The sequence below is a fragment of the Kribbella endophytica genome (assembly GCF_054781295.1).
The window spans coordinates 418,190-444,423 of the sequence record NZ_BAAGUR010000002.1 but is presented as its reverse complement, the minus strand read 5'-3'; the positions used below and the strand labels follow the sequence as shown (position 1 = coordinate 444,423).

Below are 26,234 nucleotides of genomic sequence, written 5' to 3'. Positions count from 1 at the left end.
GGCCCCGGCCCCGCGGAGAAGGACAGGCCTCTCTCCCTCTCCGCCTTTCCGGGGGCGAGGTGGGCGGAGCCCACGAGCCCGGGACCCCTGTAGTTGTTAGTCCTTGAGCCACTCTGGCTCGGGGAGTTGGCGGCGGTCGAGCTTGCCGGCCGCGTCCAAGGGGAGCTCCTCGATGGGGATGAGGTCCGCGGGGACCAGGTAGATCGGGAGTTCCTTCGTCAGCTCGAGCATCAGCCGCGCGAGGACTGCCGGGTCCTCATCGTCGAGGACGACGTAGCCGATCAGGCACGTGTCACCAGCCGGGTTGACGCACGCCACGACGACCGCGTCGATGACGCCGTCGAGGTCGGCGAGGACGTGCTCGGTCTCGCCGGGCTCGACGCGGTGGCCGCGGATCTTGACCTGGTCGTCGACCCGTCCCAGGTAGTCCAGCGTCCCGTCCGGACGCCAGCGCCCGAGGTCGCGCGTCCGGTACAACCGGCTCCCGGGCATCGAAGGATCGCCCACGAACGACGTCATCGTCTCGTCCGGCCGCCCGATGTAGCCCTGGGCAACGGCTACTCCCCCGAGGTGGATCTCGCCGACCGCACCGACCGGCACCGGCCGCAGCGCCTCGTCCAGCAGCCGCACGACGACACCGTCGATCGGCCGACCGATCGACGGCCGGTCCTCGGCCGGGTCGACCTGGTGGATGGTCGTCACCACCGACGCCTCGGTCGGCCCGTACTCGTTGTACAGCAGGCATTCCGGGTGCGCCGCGAGGAAGTCGCGGATCCCGTGGGTCAGCACCATCGCCTCGCCGCCGGCGACGATCTCGCGCAGCGCCGGCAGTTCGGGCATCTCGTCCATCGTCGCGAGCAGCGCGGTCAGCGGCGTGAACGTCATGAACAGCCGCTCGATCCCGTGCTCGGTGAGCGCGGCAACGACCGCGTCCGGGTCGTACCGATCGTCCTCGCCGATCAGCACCAGCGCGGCACCCGACGCGAGCGCGGTGAACATCTCCTGCACGTGCACGTCGAACCCGAACGACGTCCACTGCAGCGTCCGCAGCGACGACCGCGACCGCAGGTAGTGCCGGATCAAGTTCACCGGACCACGATGCGGAACCGCGACACCCTTCGGGTTCCCGGTCGATCCCGACGTGTAGATGCAGTAGGCAACATCATCGGCCGCGGCCTTCACCGGCGGCGCCTGATCAGCCCGTACGTCGTTGTCGGCCGCAACCACCGGCACCAGCCGCAACCCGAGCCGGTCCGCAAGCGCCGCGTCGTCACCAACCAGCGCCACCGCGCCCGCATCGGCCGTCATGAAGGCCCACCGCGCCTCCGGCACTCCAGGATCCAGCGGCAGGTAAGCAGCCCCGGACTTCAACACAGCCAGTACGCCGACCACGAGCTCAGCCCCACGCGCAACCCGTACGGCGACCAGCTGCCCCGGCTTCACGCCGAGATCAACGAGCTGCCAGGCAACAGCATTAGCGCGCCGATCCAGTTCGGCGTACGAGATCTCGCGCTCGCCGTGAATCAGCGCGATCGCGTCCGGCGTACGGGCGACCTGCTGCTCGAACAGCGTGTGCAGCCCGCTCAACTCACCGCTGACCACCGCGTTCCGCCGAACCCGTCCGACCGGACCGCTAGCAGGCGCAGCGCCTTCGAGCTCGCGCAGCGCGAGCCGGTCGGACTCGATCGGCAGCATCAGATCCGGCAGCGCCATCGCCGGCTGGGCGAGCGCGCGACGCAGCACCGCTTCGAGATAGTCGAGCAGCCGCTTGATCGTCGACTCGTCGAACAGGCCGGAGCGGTAATCCGCCGTACAGGTAATGCCCTGCGAGTGGTTCGCGAGCGTGAGCCTGAGGTCCAGGCCGGCCGGCAGTTCGTCGGTGGTCGGTTCGAAGACGACCAGGACCTGGTAGAGCGGGTCCTGCTCGAGTACGGCGAGGTCGGCGCCGGCGTGGTCGAACGCGCCGGTCGTTGCCTCACGCACCCTTTGGGCCAGCTCGCCGAGGTCCGGTTCGCCGGACAGGTCGATCCTGAGCGGCAGCGGGGTGGGCTCCTGGCTGCGCAGCGCGGCCGCGCCGATGGTGATGTCGTCCTGCGCCGCGAACCGGCCGAGCACCGTGCCGACCGCCGCGAGCATCGTCATCAGCGGACTGAGCCGACGCTGCCGGCTGAACGCGAACACGGCCTCGCCGAGCCCGGCGTCCAGTTCGTGCACCAGCGCCGCCGTACCGGCTGCTGCCTCGGGACGAGCCTTGTCCGCCGGGAGTACGAGCGGCTGAGCGCCGCTCAGCGCGGCCTGCCAGTACTGGATCGCCGCGCGCTGCCGGGCGCGCTCGGCCTCGATGGTTGCCGCGTCGCTCTGTTCCGCGGACGCGCTGCCTTGGCCCGAGCCCGCTCCAGCCTGACCCGCGCCGGCATGCGGCGTGCCGCCGACGTGCGGCGCACCGGTCTGCCCAGCTTCTACGCCGCTCTGCACCTGCGGTACGTCGCCCAGCAACGCGAGCTGCTCGTGCATCAGCTTGGTGACACCGTCGACCAGCTGGCTGGCAACGCGCAGCTGCTGCGACATCAACGCGGCCATGCCCGAACCAGGCAGGTCCGCTTCGCTCGTCGCCGAGGCCGCGGCGTCAACCTTCGCCGCCAACTCCGCGAGGCCCGACCCGAGCACCGCGAGCGCAGCGCGCGCGTTCGGCTCTTCCTTCTTCGGGACCTCGGGCAGCACCCTGATCCGCGCCGGCTTCAGCGTCACCGGCCTCGCCTTCTTCGGCTGCGCGGCGAACGCCGACGGCGGCGTCTTCGCGGCAACCGCCGACGCGAGCTTGTGCGGCGTGATCAAGTCCTCGAACAGCGCCTCGGCCTTCACCTCGACGTCGAACTTGCGGAACACCTCGTCCAGCACGCGCTGCATCGACGCCGGATCGGCACCGAGCTCGGCGAACGAGTGGTCGACGGTGACGTCGTACGGGTCGAGTCCGAGCTGCTCGCTGGTCAGGTCGAGCACCAGGTCGAGCGACTCGCGGTACCGCTCGGCGACGACCTCGGGATCGGCGGCCGCGGCGTACCCGGACTCGTCGGCCGCGGGCTTCTCCTCGGCCGCTGCGTTCTGCTCGGTTGCGGTCTTCTGCTCGGTTGCGGTCTTCTCTTCGGCTGCGGGCTTCTGCTCGACGACCGGCGCGGCTTGCGCCGGTACGACGATCACGCGGTCGACGTCGTCGGCCGGGATCGCGAACGGCGACTCCTCCTCGGCTGCCTCCGGCTCCGCGGCGACCTCGGTGGTCTTCGCGGCCGGCGGATCGAGCGGGATCCGCTTCAGCGCACCGCTCGTCCGCTCGACCGGACGCAGATCGTCGGCCGGCTCCTCGACCCGCGCGGCCTTCGCCTGCGTCGGCTCCGGCGCCCGGGTCGCGAACACGTCGACCGGGTAGTGCGTCCGCCGGAACGGGTACGTCGGCAGCGGCACGCGCCCGCCGTCGGCGTACACCTTCGCCCAGTTGATCTCGGTGCCCTGCAGGTACAGCTCGGCGAGCCCGTTCATCGTCGCCAGCACCGGGTCCTGCCCGAGGCGCTGCGCGGGAATCCAGGTGCTGTTCGGCGCGATCCGACGACCGGCCGGTGACAGTACGGCGTCCGGCCCAAGCTCCAGGAACCGTCGGCACCCGGCCGCGGTCAACGCCTCGACCGCGTCACCGAACAACACCGGCTGGCGCAGCTGGCCGACCAGGTAGTCCTCGTCAAGCTTCGTGCCGCTCTCCAGCAGCTCGCCCGACCAGGACGACACCATCGGCGTGCGCAGTGGCCGAAGCTTGACCTTGGCAACGATCTCGGCGAAGTCGGACAGGATCGGGTCGACCAGCGAGCTGTGGAACGCGCGATCGACGTCGAGTCGTTGCCACGACACCTGCAACCGGTCGAGCTGCTCGGCCAGCTGCCCGACGATCACCTCGGACCCGGCCAGCACGAACGACTGCGGACCGTTGCCCGCAGCAACCTCAACGCCAGGCGTCTTGGCCAGTTCGCGGACCCGGTCGGCGTCGGCGCGCACGGCAACCATTGCCCCCGGCACCGTTCCGCGCTGCATCAGCTCGCCACGCTTCGCGGTCAGCCGGACGCCGTCCGCTGTCGACAAAGCGCCAGCGACGCACAGCGCGGCATACTCGCCGACGCTGTGCCCGACGACCAGCGCGGGCCGTACGCCGAACGACTCCCACAGCCTCGCCAGCGCGAGCTCGAACGCGAACAGTGCCGGCTGCGCGGTCTCGGTCGGCCAGACCCCTTCGGTCCCGGTCGCGGGGGTGAGCAGCAGTTCGAGCAGGCTGCCGCCGAACTCCTCGGCGTACACCTTGTCGCACTCGTCGAGCACCGAACGGAACACGGGGAACCGTGCCGCGAGCCCAGCCGCCATGCCACGGCGCGCCGCGCCCTGCCCGGTGAACGCGTACCCGAGCGGACCGGGCCCGCCGCGCGGAACCTCCGCCGGGATCGCCGATCCGAGCGCCTCCGCGAGCTCCTCCTCCGACGAGCCCGCGACGGCGATCCGGTGCCGGTGGGCCGGGCGACCGAGCGCCGCCGTACCGGCGAGGTCGATCAGGCGGTGCCCGGTGCCGGCCTCGAAGTCGGCGCGGTACAGCTCGGCGAGGTCGCTCAGGCCGTGCGGGTCAGGCGCGGACAGTGCGAGTACAACGGGACCGTCGTCGCCGCGGCGAATCTGGCGCGGCGCCTCTTCGAGGATCACGTGCGCACTGGTGCCCCGGGCATCTATCGCGCTGACGCCCGCTCTTAGCGGCGTACCGGATTTCCAGTCGCCGACCTGTGTGCCGATCACGAACGGGCTGCCGGCCAACTGGAGCTTCGCGTTCGGCCGGTCGTAGTTGATCGTCGGCACGAGCGTGCGGTGCTGCAGCATCAGGATCGTCTTGATCAGCCCGGCCATGCCCGCGGCGCTGGCCAGGTGGCCGATGTTCGGCTTGACCGAACCGATAGTGCAGAACCCGACCTTGTCGGTGTGCTTGCGCAAGGCATTGCTCAGGGCAAGGAACTCGGTGGCGTCGGCGTCCGGCGTACCGGAAGCGCTGGCCTCGACGTAACTGATCGACTCGGCCGGGACACCGGACTTCTCCAGCGCGCGCTCGACGAGCTCGACCTGATCGCCTTCACTGACAGCGGATCCACGGATCACGGCGTACACGGTGTCGCCGTCGGCGATCGCCTGATCGAGCCGCTTCAGCAGCACCGCCGCGACACCGTTGCCACCGACGGTCCCGTCGGCGTCGGCGTCGAACGCCCTCACGTGCCCGCTCGGGGAAAGTATCGATCCGGCACTGGTGTGATAACCCGTTGCCTGAGGCACATGTACGGCGGCCGCGCCCGCCAGCGCGAGGTCGGCGTCGCCGCTCCGCAACGCCTGACATGCGAGGTGCACGGCAACCAACGAGGACGACCAAGCAGCCTGTACGCCGATCGCCGGGCCGGTCAGCCCGAGCCGGTAGGCGACGCGGGTCGCGAGGTTCTCGCCCGGCTGCGCGCCGTACAAGTTCATGCCGGACCCGGCGAAGACGCCGATCCTCGACGACGACCCCGCGTGCCCGCCGTGCTCGAGAGCCTGCTGACAAACCTCGAGGAACAACCGCTGCGCGGGGTCCGTCAGCTCCGCCTCGCGGGCGCTGAGCCCGAAGAACGCGGCGTCGAACGACTCGACGTCATCCAGCGCACCGCTGACCGCGACCAGTTCGTCGTCGCCGAACGCTTCGGCATCGCCAGCGCTACGCAGCTCCTCAGGCGAGAACCTGCGGAGACTCTCCACGCCGTTGACGAGGTTGTCCCAGAACTGGTCCAACCCGCCGGCCCCCGGCAGGCGTGCGGCCAGTCCGACTACTGCGACGGGCTCGGCCACCTGACCTGGTGTGGCACCTCGGCCGGCGTGGGCGGGTGCCTTGGTTGCGCCGGCGGGGGCCTTGGCGAGCTCCACCACGGAGACGTCCCCAGCAACCGCAGCCGCAGCCGCCGCAGGCGTGCTGGCCGCCGCAGGCATGCTGGCCGCCGCGGGCGCGCTAGCCGCCGCAGGCATGCTGGCCGCCGCAGGCGCGCTAGCCGCCGCCCCACCGCTCGCCGCCGCCCCACCGCTTGTCGCCGCGGGCCCGCCGGCCGCCGCTACGTCCGCAGAAGCTTCCTCAGCTCCCTCAGCCCCAGCTACGTCTTCCCCGTTCGCACCGGCCGCATTCTCGCCAGGCGCCTTAGTTGGAAGCATCGGCGCAGCAGCAAGCCCCGAAGCCCCGGCTCCGTCGGTGTCCGACACCTGCTCGTCCGACTGTCGATCGTCGCCAGAGGCAACTACCTCCGCCGCCGAAACCTCCCCCGGCCCTTCAGCGGCGGGCTCAGCCGCGCCGCCCTCGGCCTCCGCTTCAGCAGCCGCAGACTCTGCCTGCTCATCACCGTCACCGGTAGACGATTCATCCGCCGGTACGTCGTCGGCCGCCGACGCCTCGATCGACTGCTCGGCCACTGCCTCTGTGTCGTCCGCGTCATCGGCCATCTCGCCCGACGGCTCCGCGTCGCCAGACTCCAGCAGATCAGCCGACGTGACCATCTCGGCAGACTCCACGACGTCAGCCGTCGTAGCCGGGCCTTCTAGTTCGGCGCGGTGTCCTGCATCCTCAGCCGGCACCTCGCTCGCACCCATCGAGGCCTCGCTGCCCGGTGGCACCTCGGCCGACGTCACGCCCGCCTTCTGCGCCTCGCCTTCCGACGAAGCCTTCTCGATCGACTGCGCACCTACCGGCGAAGCGTTGTCGCCAGACGAAGCCTCGCCAGTCGACACGACGGCGTCGTCGCCGGAGGATCCTGCCGGCAGTTCGTCATCGGCAACCAAGGCCTCCGCCGACCGCGCGTCCTCTACCTGCTCAACAGCCGAGTCACCATCACCCGCACCAGCCTCGTCGCCGGCCCCAGCAGTCGCCAACGGCACGTCCTCGTCAACCGTCGAGGTCTCCCCCGCGCTCGACGCCGAATCCGCCCGCTGCGTGTCCTCCGCCGACGCGGCATCCCCCGCCGACGCAGATCCCGCAGCCGACGCACCAGCCTCAACCGGCGCCGCGTCCTCAGCGGGCCCAGCGTCCTCAGCCGGCGCCGCCTCCTCGGCCGACACAGCTTCCGCCGCCAACGCACCTTCCTCGGCGGCTACGGCTTCCGCCGCCGACGCGGATCCCTCAGCCGAGGCACCAGCCTCAACCGGCGCCGCGTCCTCAGCCAGCGCCGCATCCTCGGCAGGCCCAGCGTCCTCGGCCGCCACAGCTTCCGCCGCCGACGCACCCTCCTCGTCGGCTACGGCTTCCGTCGCCGACGTGGCTCGCTCGGCCGACGCAGCAGCCTCAGCCGCCCCAGCGGTCGCCGTCTTCACGGCACCCTCGGCCGATGCAGCGTTCGCGGTCGTCGGAGCGACGTCGGAGGCCGCAGCCGCGTCGGCCGGCTCGTCGGCAGATACCGGCGCCTTGGTCGCCCGTGCGTCGTCAGACCCCTGTACGTCGGCCTGTCGTACAGCGCTGTCCGGATGCGCGTCGCCAGTTCCCTGCACACCGTCGGACCGTCGTACCGCGTCAGCCGGACGCTCGTCGTCACCTTCGGCCACGTCGTCGGCCGGCTGTACGTCGTCGGCAGGTCGCGTGCTGGCGGAGGCCTGCGCGCCTTCGGTCGACGGCTGCTCCCCCACGAGCTCCTCGACCGGGGCTACCCCGGCAGGCGGTTCGTCGGCGGTGGCCATCGCGGAAGTGAGGGGCTCGGCAGCGTCATCGTCTGCACGTGCTTCGCCTGCAGCCTGCTCGACGGCAGGACGCTTCTCCGCGTCCGCGTCCGCGGCCTCGGCCTCGTCCGACGGCTCGTCGCCGATCGGCGGTACGGCCGTTGCCTCGTCAGCGCGGGCGGACGCCGGTACGTCGGCATCAGCTGCCGCAGGCTGAGGCTCCTCGGTTCGGCCCGTGCCGGTCTCCGCAGCATCCACATCGGCTGGTGCCGTGCCAGTCTTCGCGGCATCCGCATCAGTTGGTGCCGCGACGGACTGTGCGATATCCGCATCAGCTGGTGCCGCGACGGACTGCGCGATATCCGCATCAGCTGGTGCCGCGACGGACTGCGCGGTTTCCGTCGTGCCCGACGGCTTGTCGACGGCAGCAGGTTCGGCGGCTGCCTCGTCGGCGCGGGCTGACGTCCCTACGGCGACGTCAAGCGCCTCAGGCTGAGACCCATCGCTCGACGCCGCGCCGCTTTGCGCTGCGTCGGAGTCGGAGTCGGAGTCGGAGTCGGCTGACAGTTCGCCGCCGCCGGTCGGTTCGGCGGCAGCCTCGGTGGTGTCACCCGATGCCGGTACGTCGGCGTCAGCTGCCTCGGGGTGCGGCGCATCGGTCTGCGGTGCGTCGGCCGGGTGGTCGTCGGCACCTGTCGCGGCCTGCTGACGGGAGTCGGCAGCTGCGTCCAGGGGCTCGGCGGATGCGCTTTCGGCTGGGAGGCCGTCAGTCTGCTCTTCCGCCCGTACGACGTCCTGCTCTTCCGCCCGTACGACGTCGGTCGGGCGTGCCTCGTCGTGCGACTCGTCGCCTGCTGCCGGCGAGGCTGTCTCGCCCGCAGACTCCTCGGCCGAGGAGTCGTCTGCGTCTGCCGACGGACGAGTCTCGTCGGAAGCGTCAGCTGAGGCCACCTCGGCGGAAGGCTCGTCGCCGTCCGCGACCGAGAGCTTGTCGCCGACCGCGGCGGACTTCTCGCGATCCAGGACCGAGGGCTTCTCGCCGTCCGCGGCAGAGGCCTTCTCGCCGTCCGCGGTGGAGGACGCCTCGCGATCCGCGACCGAGAGCTTGCCGCCGTCCTCGGCGGAGAACTTGGCGCTGTCCTCGGCGGAGAGCTTGGCGCTGTCCTCGGTGGAAGACTTCTCGCTGTCCTCGACCGTGGTTGCATCGGTCTGGCCGGCTTCGCTGACGGAGTCGTCGGCGGACGACAGCGCGTCGACTGGCTCGTCTTCGCTCGCGGACTTGTCGCCGGACGCAGGCGACAACGCGTCGGCGGATTCGTCCTCGGTGACGGACTTGTCGGCGGGCGCAGAGGACGACGCGTCGGTCGGCTGCGCTTCGGTGGTCGACTCGTCGGCGGGCGCGGAGGAAGGTGCGTCGGCTGGCGTCGCCTCGGAGGAGGTTGGGTCGGCGTCCGAGGTGGGTGCGGGGGCATCGGCGGGTGCTTCGACGCGGACTGCTTCGGAGGGCTGTACTCGCGGGAGGACGGTGGTAGGCGTCTCCTCGCCGAGGTCGACGGGGGTCGGCGCTTGCTCGTCGAGGGATCGATCGGCGGAAGCGTCCGAGCGAGCGTCGGTCGGGGTCACCTCCGACGGGAGGTCCACCGCGTCTGCTGATGCCGACGTACGGGCGTCGTCGGACGATTCAGCCACGTCCGCCATGGCGGACTTGCCGTCGTCTGCGGACGAGAGGGCGTCGGATGCGAGCGCGTCCTGGTCGGCTGATGCCGACGTACGAGTGTCGTCGGACGGTTCAGCCGTCTTCGCCACGGCGGACGACTTGCCGTCGTCCGCGGACGACGGTGCGTCGGATGCGAGCACGTCCTGATCGGCTGATGCCGACGCACGGGCGTCGTCGGGCGATTCAGCCGCGTCCGCGACGGCGGACGACTTGCCGTCGTCCGCGGACGACGGTGCGTCGGATGCGAGCGCGTCCTGATCAGCTGATGCCGACGGACGGGCGTCGTCGGACGGTTCAGCCGTCTTTGCCTCGGCGGAGGGCTTGTCGCCGGCGGCGGGCGTGAGGGGGTCGGCTGGCTGTGCCTCGTCGTCGGGTTGGTCGGCGGACGCGGATACGGGTGCGTCGGACGGGGGCGCCTCGGACTGGAGTGCGTCTGTGCTCGGTGCGGTCGGCTCGGACGGCGAACCGTCGGCTGCTAGCTCCGCGGCCGTGTGGGTGTCGGCCGAGGCTTCCGCGGGGGTCGGGTCGGGCGAGGTTCCATCGGCGCCGGTGGAGGCGGCCGTTTGGGTGTCGGCCGAGGCTTCCGCGGGGGTCGGCTCGGGCGAGGTTCCGTCGGCGTCGGTGGAGGCGGCCGCATGAGGGTCGGTGATGGACTCAGGGGGCGTGGAAGGGACGGCGTCGGAGGATGCCTGGTTGTCGTACGCCGAGTCCTCGCGCGGCTCGGGAGCGGCGTCGGGGAGTGACTGTGACTCGTCGGACTCGGAGGTCTCGCGGGGGTTGGCGGGGTCTGCCTGGAGAGGCGCTTCGCCGTAGGTCGATGGCTGGTCGTGCTCGGGGTCCTCGTTCGCCTCTTCCTCGTGGCGGTTGGCGCCGAGGGTGGGGCGTTCGGGGGGTTTGGGGATGGAGTCCTTGATCTCGCGGCGCCAGGCCAGGCGGACGACCGGGAGCTCCATGGTGCGTTCGGCGGGGTCTTCCTCGAAAGTCGGGGGCGACGCGGCCGGGTCGAGGGGGTCGATGGTCGGTGTGCCGGAGGCACCCGGAAGAGCAGACGAGGCGCCCGTGTACGCGCCTGAGGCGCCGGGGATGCCGGAGGAGGGACCGGAGAGACCCGGAGCGCCGGAGGCATCGGCTGACGCAAGAGCACCCGAGGCACCAGTCGAGCCGGGAGTGCCAGGGGCATCGGCCGGCGCGGGAGCACCAGAGACACCAGAGGCGCCAACCGAGCCGGGAGCACCCGAGGCGCCGGCCGAGCCGGGAGCGCCAGGCGCACCAGCGGGGGCAGCCCCAGCAGGCCGGAGCGGTCTTGACTGGTCGAAGCTGTTTTCGATCCAGCGTTGTTTGAGGAGGGGGCGGAGGATCTTGCCGCCGGGTGTGGTCGGGAACTGGTGCCTGGGGACCGCGACGAGCTGGGCCGACAGGGCGAGGCGGTCGAGCAGGGCCGCGTGGATGGCGTCAGGCAGGTCGGGGCGGGCGCCGGGGACGTCGGCGTAGAAGACCATCAGGCGGTCGGTGCCGGTGGTGCTGTCGGCGATGCCGCAGGCGGCGATCAGGCCTTCGGGGGCGCCGGGGACGCTGCCGGCGACGGCTTCGATCTCGTGGGCGTAGTGGTTCTCGCCGTTCAGGACGATGCGTTCGCTGTCGCGGCCGGTGATGACGACCTGGCCGCCGGCGATGAACGCCTGGTCGCCGGTCGCGAGCCACTTGCGGGCCGGCCAGTTGCCGACCGGGAAGGCAGCGCGGTCGGCCTCGGGGTTGCCGAGATAGCCGGGCGTCACCCGAGCGGAGGCGACCTGGAGCTGGCCGATCCGGCCTTCGGGGAGTACGGCGCCGTTCGGGCCGACGATGCGGACCGTCGTACCGGGGGCCGGTGCTCCGACCGACAGCAGGCTCAGTACGCCGGGAGCGTCGACCCGCGGCTTCCCGGGGCGGGCGACCGCAACCTTTCCAGAGGGGGTGTGCTGGTCGACCCACTCGACGACGCCGGTCGGGGGGATGCGGACGCGGTGCACGTTCGGGGTGAGGCCGGGGCGGGCGAACGTGATGCCGGTGACGGTCTCGGTCATCCCCCACGCGGCGACGAAGGTCTCCGGTACGACGCCGAAGCGGTTCGTCAGCCGGAGGAACTCGCTCATCACCGGCACGGTGATCTGCTCGCCGCCGCTGACCAGGCTGCGCAGCGCCGAGAGGTCCCAGTGGCGGTCGGGCTCGCCGGCGATCGCGGTGGTGACGAGGCGGTAGCCGAAGTTCGGGGACCACGAGTGGTTGACCCGGTGCTGGTCCATCAGGTCGAGCCAGCGCAGCGGGTTCGCGACGATCCAGCCGGTGTTGACGTGGATGTTGGTGCAGCCGGTGAAGACGGGCAGCAGGTGGTAGAGCAGGAACGCGCCGCTCTGGTCGAGCGGGAGCCAGTTGAGCGTGACCTGGCCGGGGCGGACCGGCAGCATCGCCGGCGTACCGGCGGCGAACTCGACCAGACCGCGGTGCGTCAGCTGCGTGAGCTTCGGCGTACCGGTGCTGCTGCCGGACGACATCATCAGTACGGCGACGTCGTCGGCCGCGGGGCGGTGGAAGTCCGAGGTGGGCTCGTGGCCGGCGAGGGCGTCGGGGTCGAGGACCGGGAGGCCGAGGTCGTCGGGGAGGTCGCTGGGGCGGCCGATCAGGACGGTCCAGCCGAGCAGGTCGGTGACCTTGCGGAGGCGTTCGCGGCCCTCCTCGGAGCGGTCGCCGGCGGGTGACGGGGAGATCAGCAGCGGGCGGATGCCGCCGAGGGTGCAGGCCCAGAACGCGGCGAAGAAGCCGACGGGTTCGGTGCAGTGCACGACCGCGGGGTCGCCGGCGCGGACGCCGTTGGCGCGCAGGCCGGCCAGGATGCGGGCGGCGAGCTCGAGCAGCGTCGGGAAATCGAGGCGGGTCTCGCGGCCGTCGGGGCCGATCTCGACGACGCCGGCGGTGCCGAAGTCGCGGGCGGCGCGCAGCAGCGCGCTCGGCAGGTCACGGGGGTACCCGGCCGGGATCATCAGGGCCGGCCCGGTGCTGATCGCCGGTCGGTCCGCGCCGTTCCTCACCACTCGGTAGCCACCACCAGCTCAGCCTGCTCCGGAGCAGGCTGATTGAAACCATCCAGTACGACGTACTGGCGGTCGATCACCGGGCGGGGTGAGCGGGGTGCAGGCTGGGTACGGCTGTGGACCTCAGCGGCGCCAAGTCGGCGACCCACGGACACGCGCCTCCCCAACTGGACGGAGCCGGGCTCAGGGCACACCCGTCTCGCTCTCACCGACAGAACAGGCCCCGTAAACAGCCGGGCGGCGATGCCTCATCGTGCCGACCGACAGCCGTGAACCCTACCAGCCGGCGGGTGGGCCGGAGGAGTCCGTTCTCAGCAGCCGAAAGTTAAGAATTTCGCCGACCGCTGACAGAGAAGACAACGAGCGTCGGCCCGATCGGATACGGGCGGACGGGCAGCTGGCGCGAAGACGCCAGGAACAGGCGGAGGGTGGGTGCTGAGGGGATCGAACCCCCGACATCTTCCTTGTAAGGGAAGCGCTCTACCGCTGAGCTAAGCACCCGCGAGCGACGTACTTTACCCGAATCCGGGGACCAGTTCGGACAGGGCGGCGGCGTAGTCGTCCGGGTCCCGCGCGTCCGGTACGTCGTTGACCACCGACCACCGCACGACCCCCGCGGGATCGATCACGAAGGTCCCCCGCAGCGCGCATCCACGCTCCGCGTCGAACACCCCGTACGACGAGGCGATCGCCCCGTGCGGCCAGAAGTCGCTCAGCAGGGCGAACTCCAGCCGCGCGGACTCGGCATACGCCCGCAGTGTGAACATCGGGTCGCAGGAGACCCCGACGAAGTCCGCCGCATCGAGCAGGTCGGGCCGGTCCCGCAACGCCTCCAGCTCGCTCGTGCAGACCCGGCTGAAGGCGTACGGGTAGAACACCACGACCACCGGCCGCCCGCCCCGAAGGGAGCTGAGGCGGAACGGCTCGCCGTGCTGCGTGCGTGCGGTGAAGTCCGGAGCCGCGCTGCCGACCAGGTGGGCGGCAGCGGGGCTCACTTCTTGACTCGCGGCGACTTCGGCATCACCAGTTTGGTGGCGGACCAGTCATCGGTCACCGTCAGGCTGCTGGTCGTGGACAGTCCGGCGGTCGGTGCTGCCTCGGCGACGTCAGCGGCGTCGACGTAGCCGTCCCGGCCGACCTTCGGCGTCATCAGCCACACCACGCCGCCGGCCTTCAGGTCGGTCAGGACGTCGAACAGCGCGTCAACCAGGTCGCCGTCACCGTCCCGGAACCAGAGCAGCACGACGTCCACGACGTCATCGGTGTCCTCGCCGACGAATTCCTCGCCGGTCGTCTCCTGGATGGCGTCGCGCAGGGCGTCGTCGCAGTCCTCGTCGTAGCCGAGCTCCTGGACGACCCAGCCGCTCTCCAGGCCGAGCCGGCTCGCCATGTTCGGCTCGCCGCTCTTGCCGTCCGCGTGGTCCGCGGTCGCGCTCACGTGTCCTCCTCCGTCGTCCCCGGGGCCCGGGGGTAGGCGTCAGTAGCAGTAGTCCATCGTGGCCTACCGCGTCGCGCAAGTATGCACGAGGGTTCCGTGACGTGTCCGGTATCCGCGTGCCGCGGAGGGGGCGTGTCCGCTCCCACCGCCGCCCCGAGGGCGGATCTTGCTCTGGAAGGGACGCAAAGTAGAACGCATTCCGAACAGGTGACAGGATTGCTAGGAGTACCGACTAGTGCTTGGCAGGATCGACTAGACAGAACGGCAGGACACCGTGGCTTCCGGACACGAACCACCAGCCATCATCACCGAGGGGATGCCGACCCAGCTCCCCGACATCGACCCCGACGAAACTCGTGAATGGGTCGAATCGCTCGACGCCGTGCTGGACGAGCGTGGCAAGGCGCGAGCGCGCTACCTGATGCTCAAGCTGATCGAGCGGGCCCGGGAGCGGCAGGTCGGCGTACCTGCGCTGCGGAGCACCGACTACATCAACTCGATCCCGCCCGAGCGCGAGCCGTGGTTCCCCGGTGACGAGCACATCGAGCGGCGGATCCGGGCCTTCATCCGGTGGAACGCCGCGGTGATGGTCAGCAAGGCCAACCGCAAGGGCCTCGAGGTCGGCGGCCACATCGCCACCTACCAGTCCGCGGCCAGCCTGTACGAGGTCGGTTTCAACCACTTCTTCCGCGGCAAGGACGACCCGGGCGGTGGCGACCAGATCTTCATCCAGGGCCACGCCTCCCCGGGCATCTACGCGCGCGCGTTCCTCGAGGGCCGGCTCACCACCGACCAGCTGGACGGGTTCCGCCAGGAGGTCTCCCGCGGGCCGCACCAGGGCCTGTCGTCGTACCCGCACCCGCGGTTGATGCCGGACTTCTGGGAGTACCCGACGGTCTCGATGGGTCTGGCGGCGCTGGACTCGATCTACCAGGCCCGGTTCAACCGGTACCTGCACAACCGCGGCATCAAGGACACCAGCGACCAGCACGTCTGGACGTTCCTGGGTGACGGCGAGATGGGTGAGCCGGAGTCGCTCGGCGCGATCGGCCTGGCCGCCCGCGAGGAGCTCGACAACCTCACCTTCGTGATCAACTGCAACCTGCAGCAGCTGGACGGACCGGTCCGCGGCAACGGCAAGGTCATCCAGGAGCTGGAGGCGTTCTTCCGCGGCGCCGGCTGGAACGTCATCAAGGTGGTCTGGGGCCGCGAGTGGGACGCGCTGCTGGCCCAGGACCACGACGGCGCGCTGGTGAACAAGATGAACACCACCCCGGACGGTCAGTTCCAGACCTACTCGGTCGAGTCCGGCGAGTACATCCGCAACAACTTCTTCGGCGGCGACCAGCGGCTGCGGCAGATGGTCAGCAACCTGTCCGACGAGGACCTGCGCAAGCTGCCCCGCGGTGGTCACGACTACCGCAAGGTGTACGCCGCGTTCAAGAGCGCCAAGGAGCACGTCGGCCAGCCGACCGTCATCCTCGCCCAGACCGTCAAGGGCTGGACGATCGAGGCGCTGGAGGGCCGCAACGCGACCCACCAGATGAAGAAGCTGACCTCGGACGACCTGAAGCTGTTCCGCGACCGGCTCTACCTGCCGATCGAGGACAAGGACCTCGAGGACGCCTACAACCCGCCGTACTTCCACCCCGGCACGGACTCGCCGGAGTACCAGTACATGATGGAGCGCCGGCGTCAGCTCGGTGGCTTCCTGCCCGAGCGGCGGGTGGCCCCGAAGACCACGCTGAAGCTGCCCGGCGACAAGGTGTACGCGCCGCTCAGCAAGGGCAACGAGAAGACCCCGGTCGCCACCACGATGGCGCTGGTGCGGCTGTTCCGCGACCTGATGAAGGACCCGGAGATCGGCCACCGGATCGTCCCGATCGCCCCGGACGAGTACCGCACGTTCGGCATGGACTCGATGTTCCCGACGGCGAAGATCTACTCGCCGCACGGGCAGACCTACGAGTCGGTCGACCGCGCGCTGCTGCTGTCGTACAAGGAGTCGGCCCAGGGCCAGCTGCTGCACGAGGGCATCAGCGAGGCCGGCGCGATGGGGTCGATGATCGCGGCGGCGACGGCGTACGCGACGCACGGCGAGCCGATGATCCCGTTCTACATCTTCTACTCGATGTTCGGGTTCCAGCGGACCGGCGACTCGCTCTGGGCGCTCGGCGACCAGCTCGGGCGCGGCTTCCTGGTCGGCGCGACGGCAGGCCGTACGACGCTGACCGGTGAGGGTCTGCAGCACGCCGACGGGCACTCGCCGCTGCTCGCCTCGACGAACCCGGCGGCCGTGCACTACGACCCCGGTTTCGCCTACGAGGTCGCGCACATCGTCAAGGACGGGCTGCGCCGGATGTACGGCTACGGCCTGGACAAGGACAAGCCGTTCGGCGAGGACGTCTTCTACTACCTGACCGTCTACAACGAGCCGGTCGCGCAGCCGGCCGAGCCGGAGAACCTCGACGTCGCGGCCCTGCTCAAGGGCATGTACCGCTTCAGCGAGGGTCAGGCCGAGGCCGACGCGCCGCGGGTCCAGCTGCTCGCCTCCGGTGTGGCGCTGCCGTGGGTCCGCAAGGCCCAGCAGATCCTCGCCGAGCAGTACTCGGTGGCCGCCGACGTCTGGTCGGTCACCTCGTGGAACGAGCTGCGCCGGGACGCGATCGCCGCGGAGGAGCACAACCTGCTCCACCCGGACGAGGACGAGCGGGTTCCGTTCGTCACCGAGCAGCTGAAGGACTCCAAGGGCCCGGTCGTTGCCGTCAGCGACTTCATGCGCGCGGTGCAGGACCAGATCTCCCGCTGGGTCCCGAACGACTACACCTCGCTCGGTACCGACGGCTGGGGTCTGGCCGACACCCGGGCGGCCGCTCGCCGGCACTTCCACGTCGACGCCGAGTCGATCGTGGTCGCCACGCTGGAGATCCTGGCCAAGCGCGGTGACGTCAAGCGCGAGGTGGCCGCCGAGGCCGCCCGCAAGTACCGCATCGACGACCCGACCGCGGTCGCCGGCGTGAAGCAGGAGGGCGCCGGCGCCTGATCCGCGCCTGGTTGCCTGAGCGAAGGGCCGTCCACCTGCCGGGTGGGCGGCCCTTCGTGCGTGAAAACACCCATCGGGTCCCAGCGCGAGTTGGGTAGAACGCCCGACGCCGACCGGCGTCCCGCGCTCCTAGCGTCGAAGAACCTTCAACGACGAGCGGAGACCCAGCGATGTTCACCGAACGGATCGAGACGGTCATCATCGGTGCCGGGCAGGCCGGGCTGGCCACCGGCTACCACCTGCGGCAGCGAGGGCGGCAGTTCGTCGTACTCGACGGCAACGCGCGGGTCGGTGACAACTGGCGGGCCCAGTGGGACACCCTGCGGCTCTACACACCACGCCGGTACGACGGCCTGCCGGGCCTGCCGTTCCCCGGCGACGACCCCTGGTCCTACCCGGGCAAGGACGAGGTCGCCGACTACCTGGAGTCGTACGCCGCCCGCTTCGACCTGCCGGTCCGGAGCAGGACCACGGTCGACCGGCTCGAACCGTCCGGCGACGGCGGGTTCGCCGTGACCACGGGCGACCGCCGCATCCTGGCCGACAACGTCGTGGTTGCCACCGGCACCTTCGGCCGTACGCCGTACCTGCCGGACTTCGCCGTCGACCTTGACCCCGCGATCCGGCAGCTCCACTCCAGCGAGTACCGGCGGCCCGGGCAGCTCAAGGACGGGCCGGTGCTCGTCGTCGGCGGGTCGCACTCGGGCACCGACATCGCCTACGAGGTGGCGCCCACCCACCCGACCGTGCTCTGCGGCCGGGACACCGGCCAGATCCCGGTCCGGCTGGAGAAGAAGGGCGCGCGGTTGTTCTTCCCGGTGTTCCTCTTCGTCGGCAAGCACGTGCTGACCCGGCGGACGCCGATGGGACGCAAGGAGCTGCGGGAGGTTCGCTACCACGGTGGTCCTGCGCTCCGGGTCAAGCGTGCGGACCTGCTCGCCCGGGGCGTCGAACGGGTTCCCGAGCGAGTGGCCGCCGTACGGGACGGTCGGCCGGTGCTCGACGACGGTCGCGTGATGGACGTCGCGAACGTCGTGTGGTGCACCGGGTTCCGCCAGGTGTTCGACTGGATCGACGTGCCCGTGATCGGCGCGGACGGCTGGCCGGAGGAGTCGCGCGGCGTCGTACCGGCTGCACCTGGGCTGTTCTTCTGCGGACTGTCGTTCCAGTTCTCGTTCACCTCGATGACGTTGCCGGGCGTCGGCCGCGATGCCGAGTACGTCGCCGGGCGCATCGTCGCCCGGTCCCGCGCGGCCCGAACCGTCACTGCCGCCTGACGTGCCGCGCGCGTATTCTCGGCCGCAGGGGAAGGGATACGCGATGGGCATCGTCGACGAGCTGGAGCAGGCGCGCCAGGCGTTCGAGCGGCGGGACTGGACCGCCGCCTACGCCCGCCTGTCGAGCGTCGACGAGCTGGACCGGGACGAGCTGGGCCCGGACGACCTGATGGCGATGGGCACCGCGGCGTACCTGGCCGGTGACGACGACGCCTGCATCAGGGCCTTCCAGCGCGGCTACCAGTCGGGCATCGCGGGTGGCGACACGCTCCGGGCGGTCAGGTTCGCCTTCTGGCTCGGACTGGTGCTGAGCGCGCGCGGCGAGGCGGCGGTCGCCGGCGGCTGGGTCGCGCGGGCCCAACGGTTGTTGGCCGATCAGCCCGACGACGTGGTCGAACGCGGGTACCTGCTGATCCACGACTTCTTCCGGTGCCTGGACCGGCAGGACTTCGCCGGGGCGTTGCGCGTCGGCACCGAGATGTCCGAGCTGGGGCGGCGGTTCGGGAACGCGGATCTGGTGGCGCAGGGCCTGGTGTGCCAGGGGCGCCTGCTGATCTACTCCGGTCAGGTCCCCGAGGGGCTCGCGCTGCTCGACGAGGCGATGGTCGCGGTCGCAGCCGGGGAGCTGTCGCCGATCTTCGCGGGCAACGTGTACTGCGCGATGGTCGAGGCGTGTCAGGAGGTGCTGGACTTCGGCCGGGCGTCTGCTTGGACCAGCGCGCTGACGCGGTGGTGCGACAGCCAGCCGGATCTGATCCCGTTCACCGGCCAGTGCGCCGTGCATCGGGGGCAGATCCTGCGGCTGCGGGGTGCTTTCTCCGAGGCGCTGGAGGAGTTCGAGCTCGCCTGCCGTCGCTATGCGGCCGCGCAGTCGCAGGCTGCGGCGGGGCTGGCTCTGAGCGAGCGCGGCGACGTACTGCGGATCCGCGGCGACCTCGCCTCGGCCGAGGCGTCCTACGACCAGGCCTCCGGGTTCGGCTACGAGCCCCAGCCCGGTCTGGCGATGCTGTGGCTCGCCCGCGGCCGGACGCCGGCAGCGCTCGCCGCGATCCGCCGCCTGCTCGCCGAAACGCCCGATCCGGTCCACCGGTCCCGACTGCTTCCCGCGGCGGTGGAGATCCTGGTCGCCGGCGAGTGTCTCGACGAGGCCGAGCGGGCGTGTGGCGAACTGACCGAGATCGCGGCCGCCTTCGGCTGCAGCGGTCTGCGCGCGATGGCGGCGTACAGCGCCGGACTCGTCGCACTGGCCGTCGGTGATCCCGAGCGTGCGCTCCCCCAGGCGCGGCTCGCCACGCAACTGTGGGGCGACTTACAAGCGCCGTACGAGGTCGCGCGAGGCCGGGTGCTGGTCGGGCGGGCGTTCCGTGGGATGGGCGACGAGGACTCGGCGACGGCAGAACTGGCCGCGGCTCTGCAGACGTTTGGTGAGGTCGGTGCTGTGGGCGGCCGGGAGGAGGCCGGACGGCTGCTCAACCGGCCGTCTGCGGGAGGCCTCACTCCCCGGGAGGTCGAGGTCCTCCGGTTGGTGGCTGCGGGCAACAGCAACACGTCGATCGCGCAGCTGCTGGTGCTCAGCGAGAAGACCGTGGCCCGGCACCTGTCGAACATCTTCACCAAGTTCGGGGTGCCGTCGCGGACGGCGGCGGTCGCACAGGCACGGGAGCGGGACCTGCTCTGAGGAATTGGGGGTGAGGGTTTCGCGGCGCGGACCTAGGCTCTGCACATGCCTGAGTTGATCGAGCCGACCGTCGCCCTGCGGGACTCCTGGCTGGAGTCCTCGCTGGAGTGGGGATCCGAGGCTCAGCACGGTTCCGGGGTGCACGAGTCCGACGACGTGGGCAGCGTCGAGGGATTTGAGGCCTGGGTCGCGCGGCTGGCGCGGGAGGGCGACGAGAGCCGTGAGCTCGCGCCGGGGCGCGTGCCGGCGGCGTACTGGTGGATCGTTGACGACGGCAAGTACGCCGGCGCGATCACCTTGCGGTACCGGCTGAACGACAAGCTGCTCGACGGCGGCGGGCACATCGGGTACGGCGTACGCCCGTCGGCGCGTCAGCGCGGGCTGGCGTCGTGGGCGCTCGGCGCGGTGCTCGACCGGGCGCGGGAGCGTGGGCTGGAGCGGGTGCTGGTGACCTGCGACGACGACAACGCGCCGTCCGCGCGGACGATCGAGCGCAACGGCGGCGTACTGGAAGACGTGCGCGAGACCTGGCTGGGGCTGACGCGGAGGTACTGGATCACGCTCTGACTCGCCCCGGATGGCCTGTGGGATTGTGCACCGACTACCGTCGAGACGGTCTGTATCCGATCTACGGGGAGTAGTCGAGCGTGTCGCAAACGCAACCGGGCGCCGAGCAGGAGAAGACGTTCTTCGGGCATCCCCGAGGCCTGATGACGCTGTTCACCACCGAGTTGTGGGAACGCTTCAGCTACTACGGGATGCGCGCCATCCTGCTGCTCTACCTGACCGACCAGGCGCACGGACTCGGCCTCGGGCAGTCGCTCGGCGAGGCGGTCGTCTCGATCTACGGCGCCTCGGTGTACCTGCTGTCGGTGCTCGGCGGCTGGTTCGCCGACCGCGTCTTCGGCGCCCGGCGTACGGTCCTGTACGGCGGTGCGGTGATCGTCTCCGGGCACCTGTGCCTGGCGATCCCGGTCGAGGGGCTCGCCTACCTGGGCATCGCGCTCGTTGCCCTCGGCACCGGTCTGCTGAAGCCGAACGTGTCGACCATGGTCGGCACGCTCTACTCCGACGGTGACGAGCGGCGGGACTCGGCGTTCTCGATCTTCTACATGGGCATCAACATCGGCTCGTTCAGCGCGCCGTTCGTGGTCGGGTTCCTGCGCCGCGAGTTCGGTTTCCACGTCGCGTTCGCGGCGGCCGCGGTCGGGATGACGCTGGCGCTGGTCGCGTACGTGCTCGGCCGTCGGACCCTGCACGGCCGTGGCGACGCGCCGCCGAACCCGCTGACCGCCGAGGACCGGCCGACGATGCTGAAGATCAGCGGCGCGGTGATCGCGCTGCTCGTCGTCGTGTTCGCGGTGTCGGCGTGGATCTCCGGCGGCATCGGGCCGAAGCCGGTCGTCGACGCGATCTCGTACCTGTGCTTCCTGGCGCCGATCGCGTACTTCACGATGCTGCTGCGCAGCCCGCTGGTGACGCCGACCGAGAAGCAGCAGGTCAGGGCCTACATCCCGCTGTTCGTCGCGGCGATGCTGTTCTTCATGCTGTTCGAGCAGGCGGCGACGACGCTGACCACGTTCGCGGCCGACCGGACGTCGCTGGAGCTGGTCGGGATCTCGATCTCGCCGGAGTTCTTCCAGTCGGTCAACCCGTTCTCGATCATCGTGCTGGCGCCGGTGTTCGCGGCGGTCTGGATCAAGCTCGGCGACCGCGGGCCGGGGATCGGGCAGAAGTTCGCGACCGGGCTGCTGCTGGCGGGGATCTCGTTCGCGATCATGGCGATTGCCTCGGCGGTGACCGGGGACGGTCTGGCTTCGCCGCTGTGGTTGGTCCTCGTGTACGTCGTACAGACGCTCGGTGAGCTGTTCCTGTCGCCGGTTGGTCTGGCCGCGACCACCGTGCTCGCGCCGAAGGCGTTCCTGAGTCAGATGATGGCGCTGTGGTTCCTCGCGCCGGCGGCTGGGCAGGCGATCACCGCGCAGCTCGTGCAGGCGACGGAGGGGGCTTCGGACACGTCGTACTTCGGCGGGCTGGCTGTGGTGACGATCGTGTTCGCGCTGGCGCTGTACTTCCTATCGCCGTGGATCCGGCGGCACGCTCGCCGCTGAGCTCTTGCTGCGGATTTCCCCCGCGCGAGGGAGGCGAATCCCTCGTGTGGGTGAGGTTTTCGGGGCTTTCGCCTTGCAAGCTTGAGGGCATGACCGAGAGACCTGTGCCCCGGTGGGCCGAGTGGTTGGCGCACGCGATTCCGTTCATGGTGCTGCCGTCCGGGCTGTGGCGGCTGGGGCTGGTGGCCGGCTCCTCGATGGGGATGCTGGACGACGCCGGGCAGCCGGCGATGCTGCACGGCACCGGCGAGCACGTGTACATCGTGTGCCTGACGCTGTTCTCCGAGGCGGTCGCGTTGACGGCGTTCGGGATGGTGCGGCGGTGGGGCGAGGTGGTGCCGTCGTGGATCCCGTTGATCGGCGGGCGCCGGGTTGCGCCGTACGCCGCGATCGTTCCGGCGACGCTCGGGAGTGTGGCGCTGATCGGGATCTGGACCTTTGGGTTCCGCGATGTGTTCAGCGGGCACTTCCTGCCGTTCAGCAGCGACGCGGCAGCGGCGCTGATGATCAGCTGCTACGCGCCGCTGAACCTGTGGGGGCCGGCGCTGCTCGTGCTGACGTGGGGGTACTACCGACGCCGGGTGAGCGGCGTACGGCGGGAAGGCGCGCTGGTTTCATGAGGCTTTGGAAGTGCCTGGAAGGATCCTGGGCAGGGAGCATGGCCTCAGCGGGAGCGCGGGCGCGGCTTCAGGCGGGTGCCGGGGAGCGGCGGGGCCGGGAGCGGGTCGCCGTCGTAGCCGGGGACGGCCGGGAAGCGGGCTGAGCCGTGCGACTCGATCGACGCCATCCAGTCGTTGCGGGCAGCAACGATCTCCTCGTGCGAGCGGCCGATGAAGTTCCACCACATCACCAGCTGCTCCTCGAACGGCTCGCCGCCGAGCAGCAGGAGGCGGGCGCCGTCGGCGGCCGCGGTGAGCTCGATGGCGTCCCGACCAGTGCCGAAGTACGCCATCTCACCGAAGCCGGGCGCGACCTCGCCGGCGTCGACCGAGCCGTCGACGACCAGTACGGCGTACTCGAACTCAGGCGTCAGTGGCACCGTGGCCGTCCGCCCGGGCTCGATCGTGAGATCGGCCCCGACTAGCGGCGTGTACGCCGGGGCCGGCGAGGTGACGCCGCCGACGGCGCCGATCATCACCTGCACGCGCGCACCGTCGAGCTCGAGCACCGGCAGATCGGCGTACGCGTTGAAGGTCGGCGTCACCGTGTTGCGCGCCGACTCGGGCAAGGCGACCCACAGTTGTGCGCCGTGCAGCGTCGGAGGTGCCGAGGGCAACGAGATCTCCGAGTGCGCGATGCCCGGGCCGGAGGTCATGATGTTCAGCTCGCCGGGCCGGACCATCGCGTGCGACCCGGCGGAGTCGCGGTGCTCGATCTCGCCCTCGAACAGCCAGCTCACCGTCTGCAGACTCGTGTGCGGGTGCGGCGGGACGAGCATGCCCTGCTCCCCCGGTCCGTCGTACGAGTCGACGCGCTGGGTCAGGTCGTCGGGCCCGTAGTGGTCAGCGAAGCACCAGGCGCCGACCATCCGGCGGTTCTTGTTCGGCAGCAGCCGACGGACCTTCGTGGTCCGGCCGAGCACGACCTGCCGCGGCTCCAGCAACTCCTGCACCGGCCCCTCGGCCTCCGCCCCGTCACAGACGACCTCGGCCGGGTCCTTCTCCAAGTCGCTCATGCAACGAGTATGGACTCCGGCCCCTGAGGCGTGGTCGGGTAGGGACGACGTCCGACACCAGGAGGCCGGCCTTGCACGACGCACTCGATCTTCGCGACCTAGTCCCGGACGAGGCGGAGCAGCTGGAGAGCTCCGGGTACGCCGTCGGCGACCTGCACGCCCGCGCCCGCATCGCGGCCGCCGCCGGCGACCTGACCCAGCTCGCCGACATCGAGACCGCCCTCGCGGGCCTGCACCGAAACCCCGAGTGGCCGTACGAAGAGCCGGAACCAACGCCAACCGGCGTGTACGAGGCCGACTCGCCTGCAGCGGGCGCCGGCCCGTCCGGGACAATGGCCGCACCACGCTCTCAAGTGGTGGAGGCGTCAGGCCAGCCGGAGCCGAGTGGTGATCTTCCCGACCGCATCCGTGGTGCCTGGCTCGGGCGGTGCGTCGGCAACACGATGGGCAAACCGGTCGAAGGCCTCAGCCGCGCCGACGTACGGACCTATCTGGAAGCAGCCGGCGACTGGCCGCTCAGCGGCTTCGTCCCGTACGTCGCGACGCCACCACCCGGCATCACCCTGCACCCCTCAGCCGCCGAAGCATCAGCCGGCCGCTTCGACGCCGTACCGCGTGACGACGACCTCGACTGGACGATGCTCGGGCTGCACCTGCTGGAGACGTACGGCCGCGACCTGCACACCGAGGACGTCGCCCGCGAGTGGCTCGACCGGATGCCGTTCACGCAGACGTACACCGCCGAGCGCGCGGCGTACCGCAACCTCGTCCACGGCCTGCACCCGCCGGACACGGCCACCACCCGCAACCCGTACCGCGAGTGGATCGGCGCCCTCATCCGCGTCGACGCCTACGGCTACACCAACCCCGGCAACCCCACCGAGGCCGCCCGTCTCGCGCTGATCGACGCGAGCCTCTCCCACACCGCCAACGGCCTGTACGGCGCCCAGTGGGCCGCCGCCCTCGTCGCGCAAGCGCTCGTCGTCACCACCCCGGCCGAAGCACTCGGCACAGCCCTCACCGTCATCCCGCCCCGCTCCCGCCTGGCCGACAGCCAACGCTGCCTCCTGGATCTGCACGAGCAGGGCGCCACCGCCGAGGAAGCCCTCGACTGGATCGACGAAACCCTCGACTACAACTGGGTCCACACCCTCAACAACGCCGCCATCATCGCCACGGCCCTCCTGTGGGGCACAGGCGACTACGTCCGCACTCTCGCCCTCTCAGTGGGCGCCGGCCGAGACACCGACTCCACCAGCGCCACGGTGGGCAGCGTCTTCGGAGCCCTCCACGGCGCTGCCGCGATCCCGCCGGCCTTGGCAACCGCCGGCAACGGAGTAGTCCGCTCAGCCGTCCGAGGCTTCGACCGCATCACCATCGACGAACTGGCCGAGCGAACGCTGGCCCTGCACCATCCCAGCACCCTTTGAGACAGCTGCCGAGCTAGCTGTTGGTCCACTCCAGCAGGTCGTCCAGCTCCCAGGTGTTGATGACCTTGTCCTGTTCGACTCCGCACTCCTCGGCGCGTTCGCAGCCGTAGGGTTGCCAGTCGAGTTGGCCGGGCGCGTGCGCGTCGGTGTCGATGGAGAACTGGCAGCCGGTCTCGACCGCGAGGGTGAGCAGGCGGCGGGGTGGGTCGAGGCGTTCGGGGCGGGAGTTGATCTCGACCGCCGTACCGAACTGACGGCACGCCTCGAAGACGACCTCGGCGTCGAAGTCGGACTCCGGCCGAGTGCCGCGGCCGCCGGTGACGAGGCGGCCGGTGCAGTGGCCGAGGATGTCGACGTGCGGGTTGGCGACCGCCTTGACCATCCGTTCGGTCATCGGTTCGGACGCCATTCGCAGCTTGGAGTGCACGCTCGCGACGACGATGTCGAGCCGCGCGAGGATCTCGGTGTCGCAGTCCAGCTTCCCGTCGTCGAGGATGTCGACCTCGATCCCGTTCAGGATCCGGAACCCGTCGAGCTCGTCGGCGAGCTTCTTGTTCAGCTCTGCGACCACCTCGAGCTGCTGCAGCCGGCGTTCGCGCGACAGCCCGTTGGCGACCGTCAGGCGCGGCGAGTGGTCGGTCAGCGCGATGTACGAGTGCCCGAGCCGGGCCGCCGTCCGCGCCATCTCCTCGATCGGGCTCCCGCCGTCGGACCAGTCCGAGTGCAGGTGCAGGTCGGCCTTCAGCGCGGAGCGCATCGCCGTACCGTCCTCGGTCAGCGCGGCGGCGCCCTGCTCCAGCTTCGTCAGGTACGACGGGACGGCGCCGTCCATCGCCTCCAGGATCACCGCCTCGGTCTTCGGCCCGATCCCCGGCAGCTCGGTCAGCGTCCCCGCCCGTTTCCGCGCCCGCACCTCGGTCGCCGACAACCCCTCGATCGTGTCCGCCGCCCGCCGGTACGCCTTCACCCGATGGGTCGGCTGCCGGTCCCGCTCGAGGTAGTACCCGATAGCCCGCAACGCCTCAACCGCCGCCACCACCCCAGCCTTGTCACTCATCCCCCCATC

The 26,234-nt window shown here is 70.7% G+C and carries 12 protein-coding genes and 1 tRNA gene; 7 read left to right on the top strand and 6 right to left on the bottom strand.

The annotated features are described in order from the left end of the window. Positions 1-96: 96 nt before the first annotated feature. From ACYVIO_RS20575 to ACYVIO_RS20560, 4 genes are all read right to left on the bottom strand, one after another. Complete coding sequence (locus ACYVIO_RS20575; protein ID WP_460652457.1) at positions 97-12,513, bottom strand: amino acid adenylation domain-containing protein; 12,417 nt, start codon at positions 12,511-12,513, stop codon at positions 97-99. Between the two features lie 432 nt (positions 12,514-12,945). Continuing rightward, positions 12,946-13,017: transfer RNA gene (locus ACYVIO_RS20570), tRNA-Val, on the bottom strand. Between the two features lie 14 nt (positions 13,018-13,031). After that, positions 13,032-13,511, bottom strand: coding sequence for a peroxiredoxin (locus ACYVIO_RS20565; RefSeq protein WP_460652456.1), 480 nt, complete (start codon positions 13,509-13,511; stop codon positions 13,032-13,034). After that, the gene (locus tag ACYVIO_RS20560) at positions 13,508-13,954 is read right to left on the bottom strand and encodes a DUF3052 domain-containing protein (RefSeq protein WP_425837200.1); all 447 of its coding nucleotides are present in this window, start codon (positions 13,952-13,954) and stop codon (positions 13,508-13,510) included. The genes ACYVIO_RS20565 and ACYVIO_RS20560 overlap by 4 nt, the downstream gene beginning before the upstream one ends. Positions 13,955-14,270: 316 nt before the next feature. Between ACYVIO_RS20560 and aceE the strand changes: the two genes are divergently transcribed. The 6 genes from aceE to ACYVIO_RS20530 all read left to right on the top strand — a co-directional run bounded on the left by aceE (position 14,271) and on the right by ACYVIO_RS20530 (position 22,683). Then, on the top strand, positions 14,271-16,997 hold the full coding sequence (aceE, locus tag ACYVIO_RS20555; RefSeq protein ID WP_460653551.1) for a pyruvate dehydrogenase (acetyl-transferring), homodimeric type: 2,727 nt from the start codon (positions 14,271-14,273) through the stop codon (positions 16,995-16,997). A 170-nt stretch (positions 16,998-17,167) separates the two neighbouring features. Then, positions 17,168-18,274 carry a flavin-containing monooxygenase gene (locus ACYVIO_RS20550; RefSeq protein ID WP_460652455.1) on the top strand — a complete coding sequence of 369 codons (1,107 nt, stop codon included), beginning with the start codon at positions 17,168-17,170 and terminating at the stop codon, positions 18,272-18,274. 43 nt (positions 18,275-18,317) lie between these two features. Beyond that, the gene (locus ACYVIO_RS20545) at positions 18,318-19,952 is read left to right on the top strand and encodes a helix-turn-helix transcriptional regulator (protein ID WP_460652454.1); all 1,635 of its coding nucleotides are present in this window, start codon (positions 18,318-18,320) and stop codon (positions 19,950-19,952) included. Between the two features lie 45 nt (positions 19,953-19,997). After that, positions 19,998-20,519: a GNAT family N-acetyltransferase gene (locus tag ACYVIO_RS20540; RefSeq protein ID WP_460652453.1), complete on the top strand. Its 522-nt coding sequence runs from the start codon at positions 19,998-20,000 to the stop codon at positions 20,517-20,519. 80 nt (positions 20,520-20,599) lie between these two features. Beyond that, on the top strand, positions 20,600-22,063 hold the full coding sequence (locus tag ACYVIO_RS20535) for a peptide MFS transporter (protein WP_460652452.1): 1,464 nt from the start codon (positions 20,600-20,602) through the stop codon (positions 22,061-22,063). Between the two features lie 89 nt (positions 22,064-22,152). After that, positions 22,153-22,683: a hypothetical protein gene (locus ACYVIO_RS20530; protein WP_460652451.1), complete on the top strand. Its 531-nt coding sequence runs from the start codon at positions 22,153-22,155 to the stop codon at positions 22,681-22,683. A gap of 44 nt (positions 22,684-22,727) precedes the next feature. Here the strand turns inward: ACYVIO_RS20530 and ACYVIO_RS20525 are convergent, their stop codons facing one another. Beyond that, the gene (locus ACYVIO_RS20525; protein WP_460652450.1) at positions 22,728-23,738 is read right to left on the bottom strand and encodes a pirin family protein; all 1,011 of its coding nucleotides are present in this window, start codon (positions 23,736-23,738) and stop codon (positions 22,728-22,730) included. A gap of 71 nt (positions 23,739-23,809) precedes the next feature. On the opposite strand from ACYVIO_RS20525, the gene ACYVIO_RS20520 reads away from it, so the two are divergent. Further along, positions 23,810-25,168: an ADP-ribosylglycohydrolase family protein gene (locus ACYVIO_RS20520; RefSeq protein ID WP_460652449.1), complete on the top strand. Its 1,359-nt coding sequence runs from the start codon at positions 23,810-23,812 to the stop codon at positions 25,166-25,168. Between the two features lie 13 nt (positions 25,169-25,181). On the opposite strand, the gene ACYVIO_RS20515 is transcribed toward ACYVIO_RS20520, so the two are convergent. Beyond that, a complete protein-coding gene (locus tag ACYVIO_RS20515; RefSeq protein ID WP_460652448.1) occupies positions 25,182-26,225 on the bottom strand; it encodes a PHP domain-containing protein in 1,044 nt (347 codons plus the stop codon). Positions 26,226-26,234 lie beyond the last annotated feature (9 nt).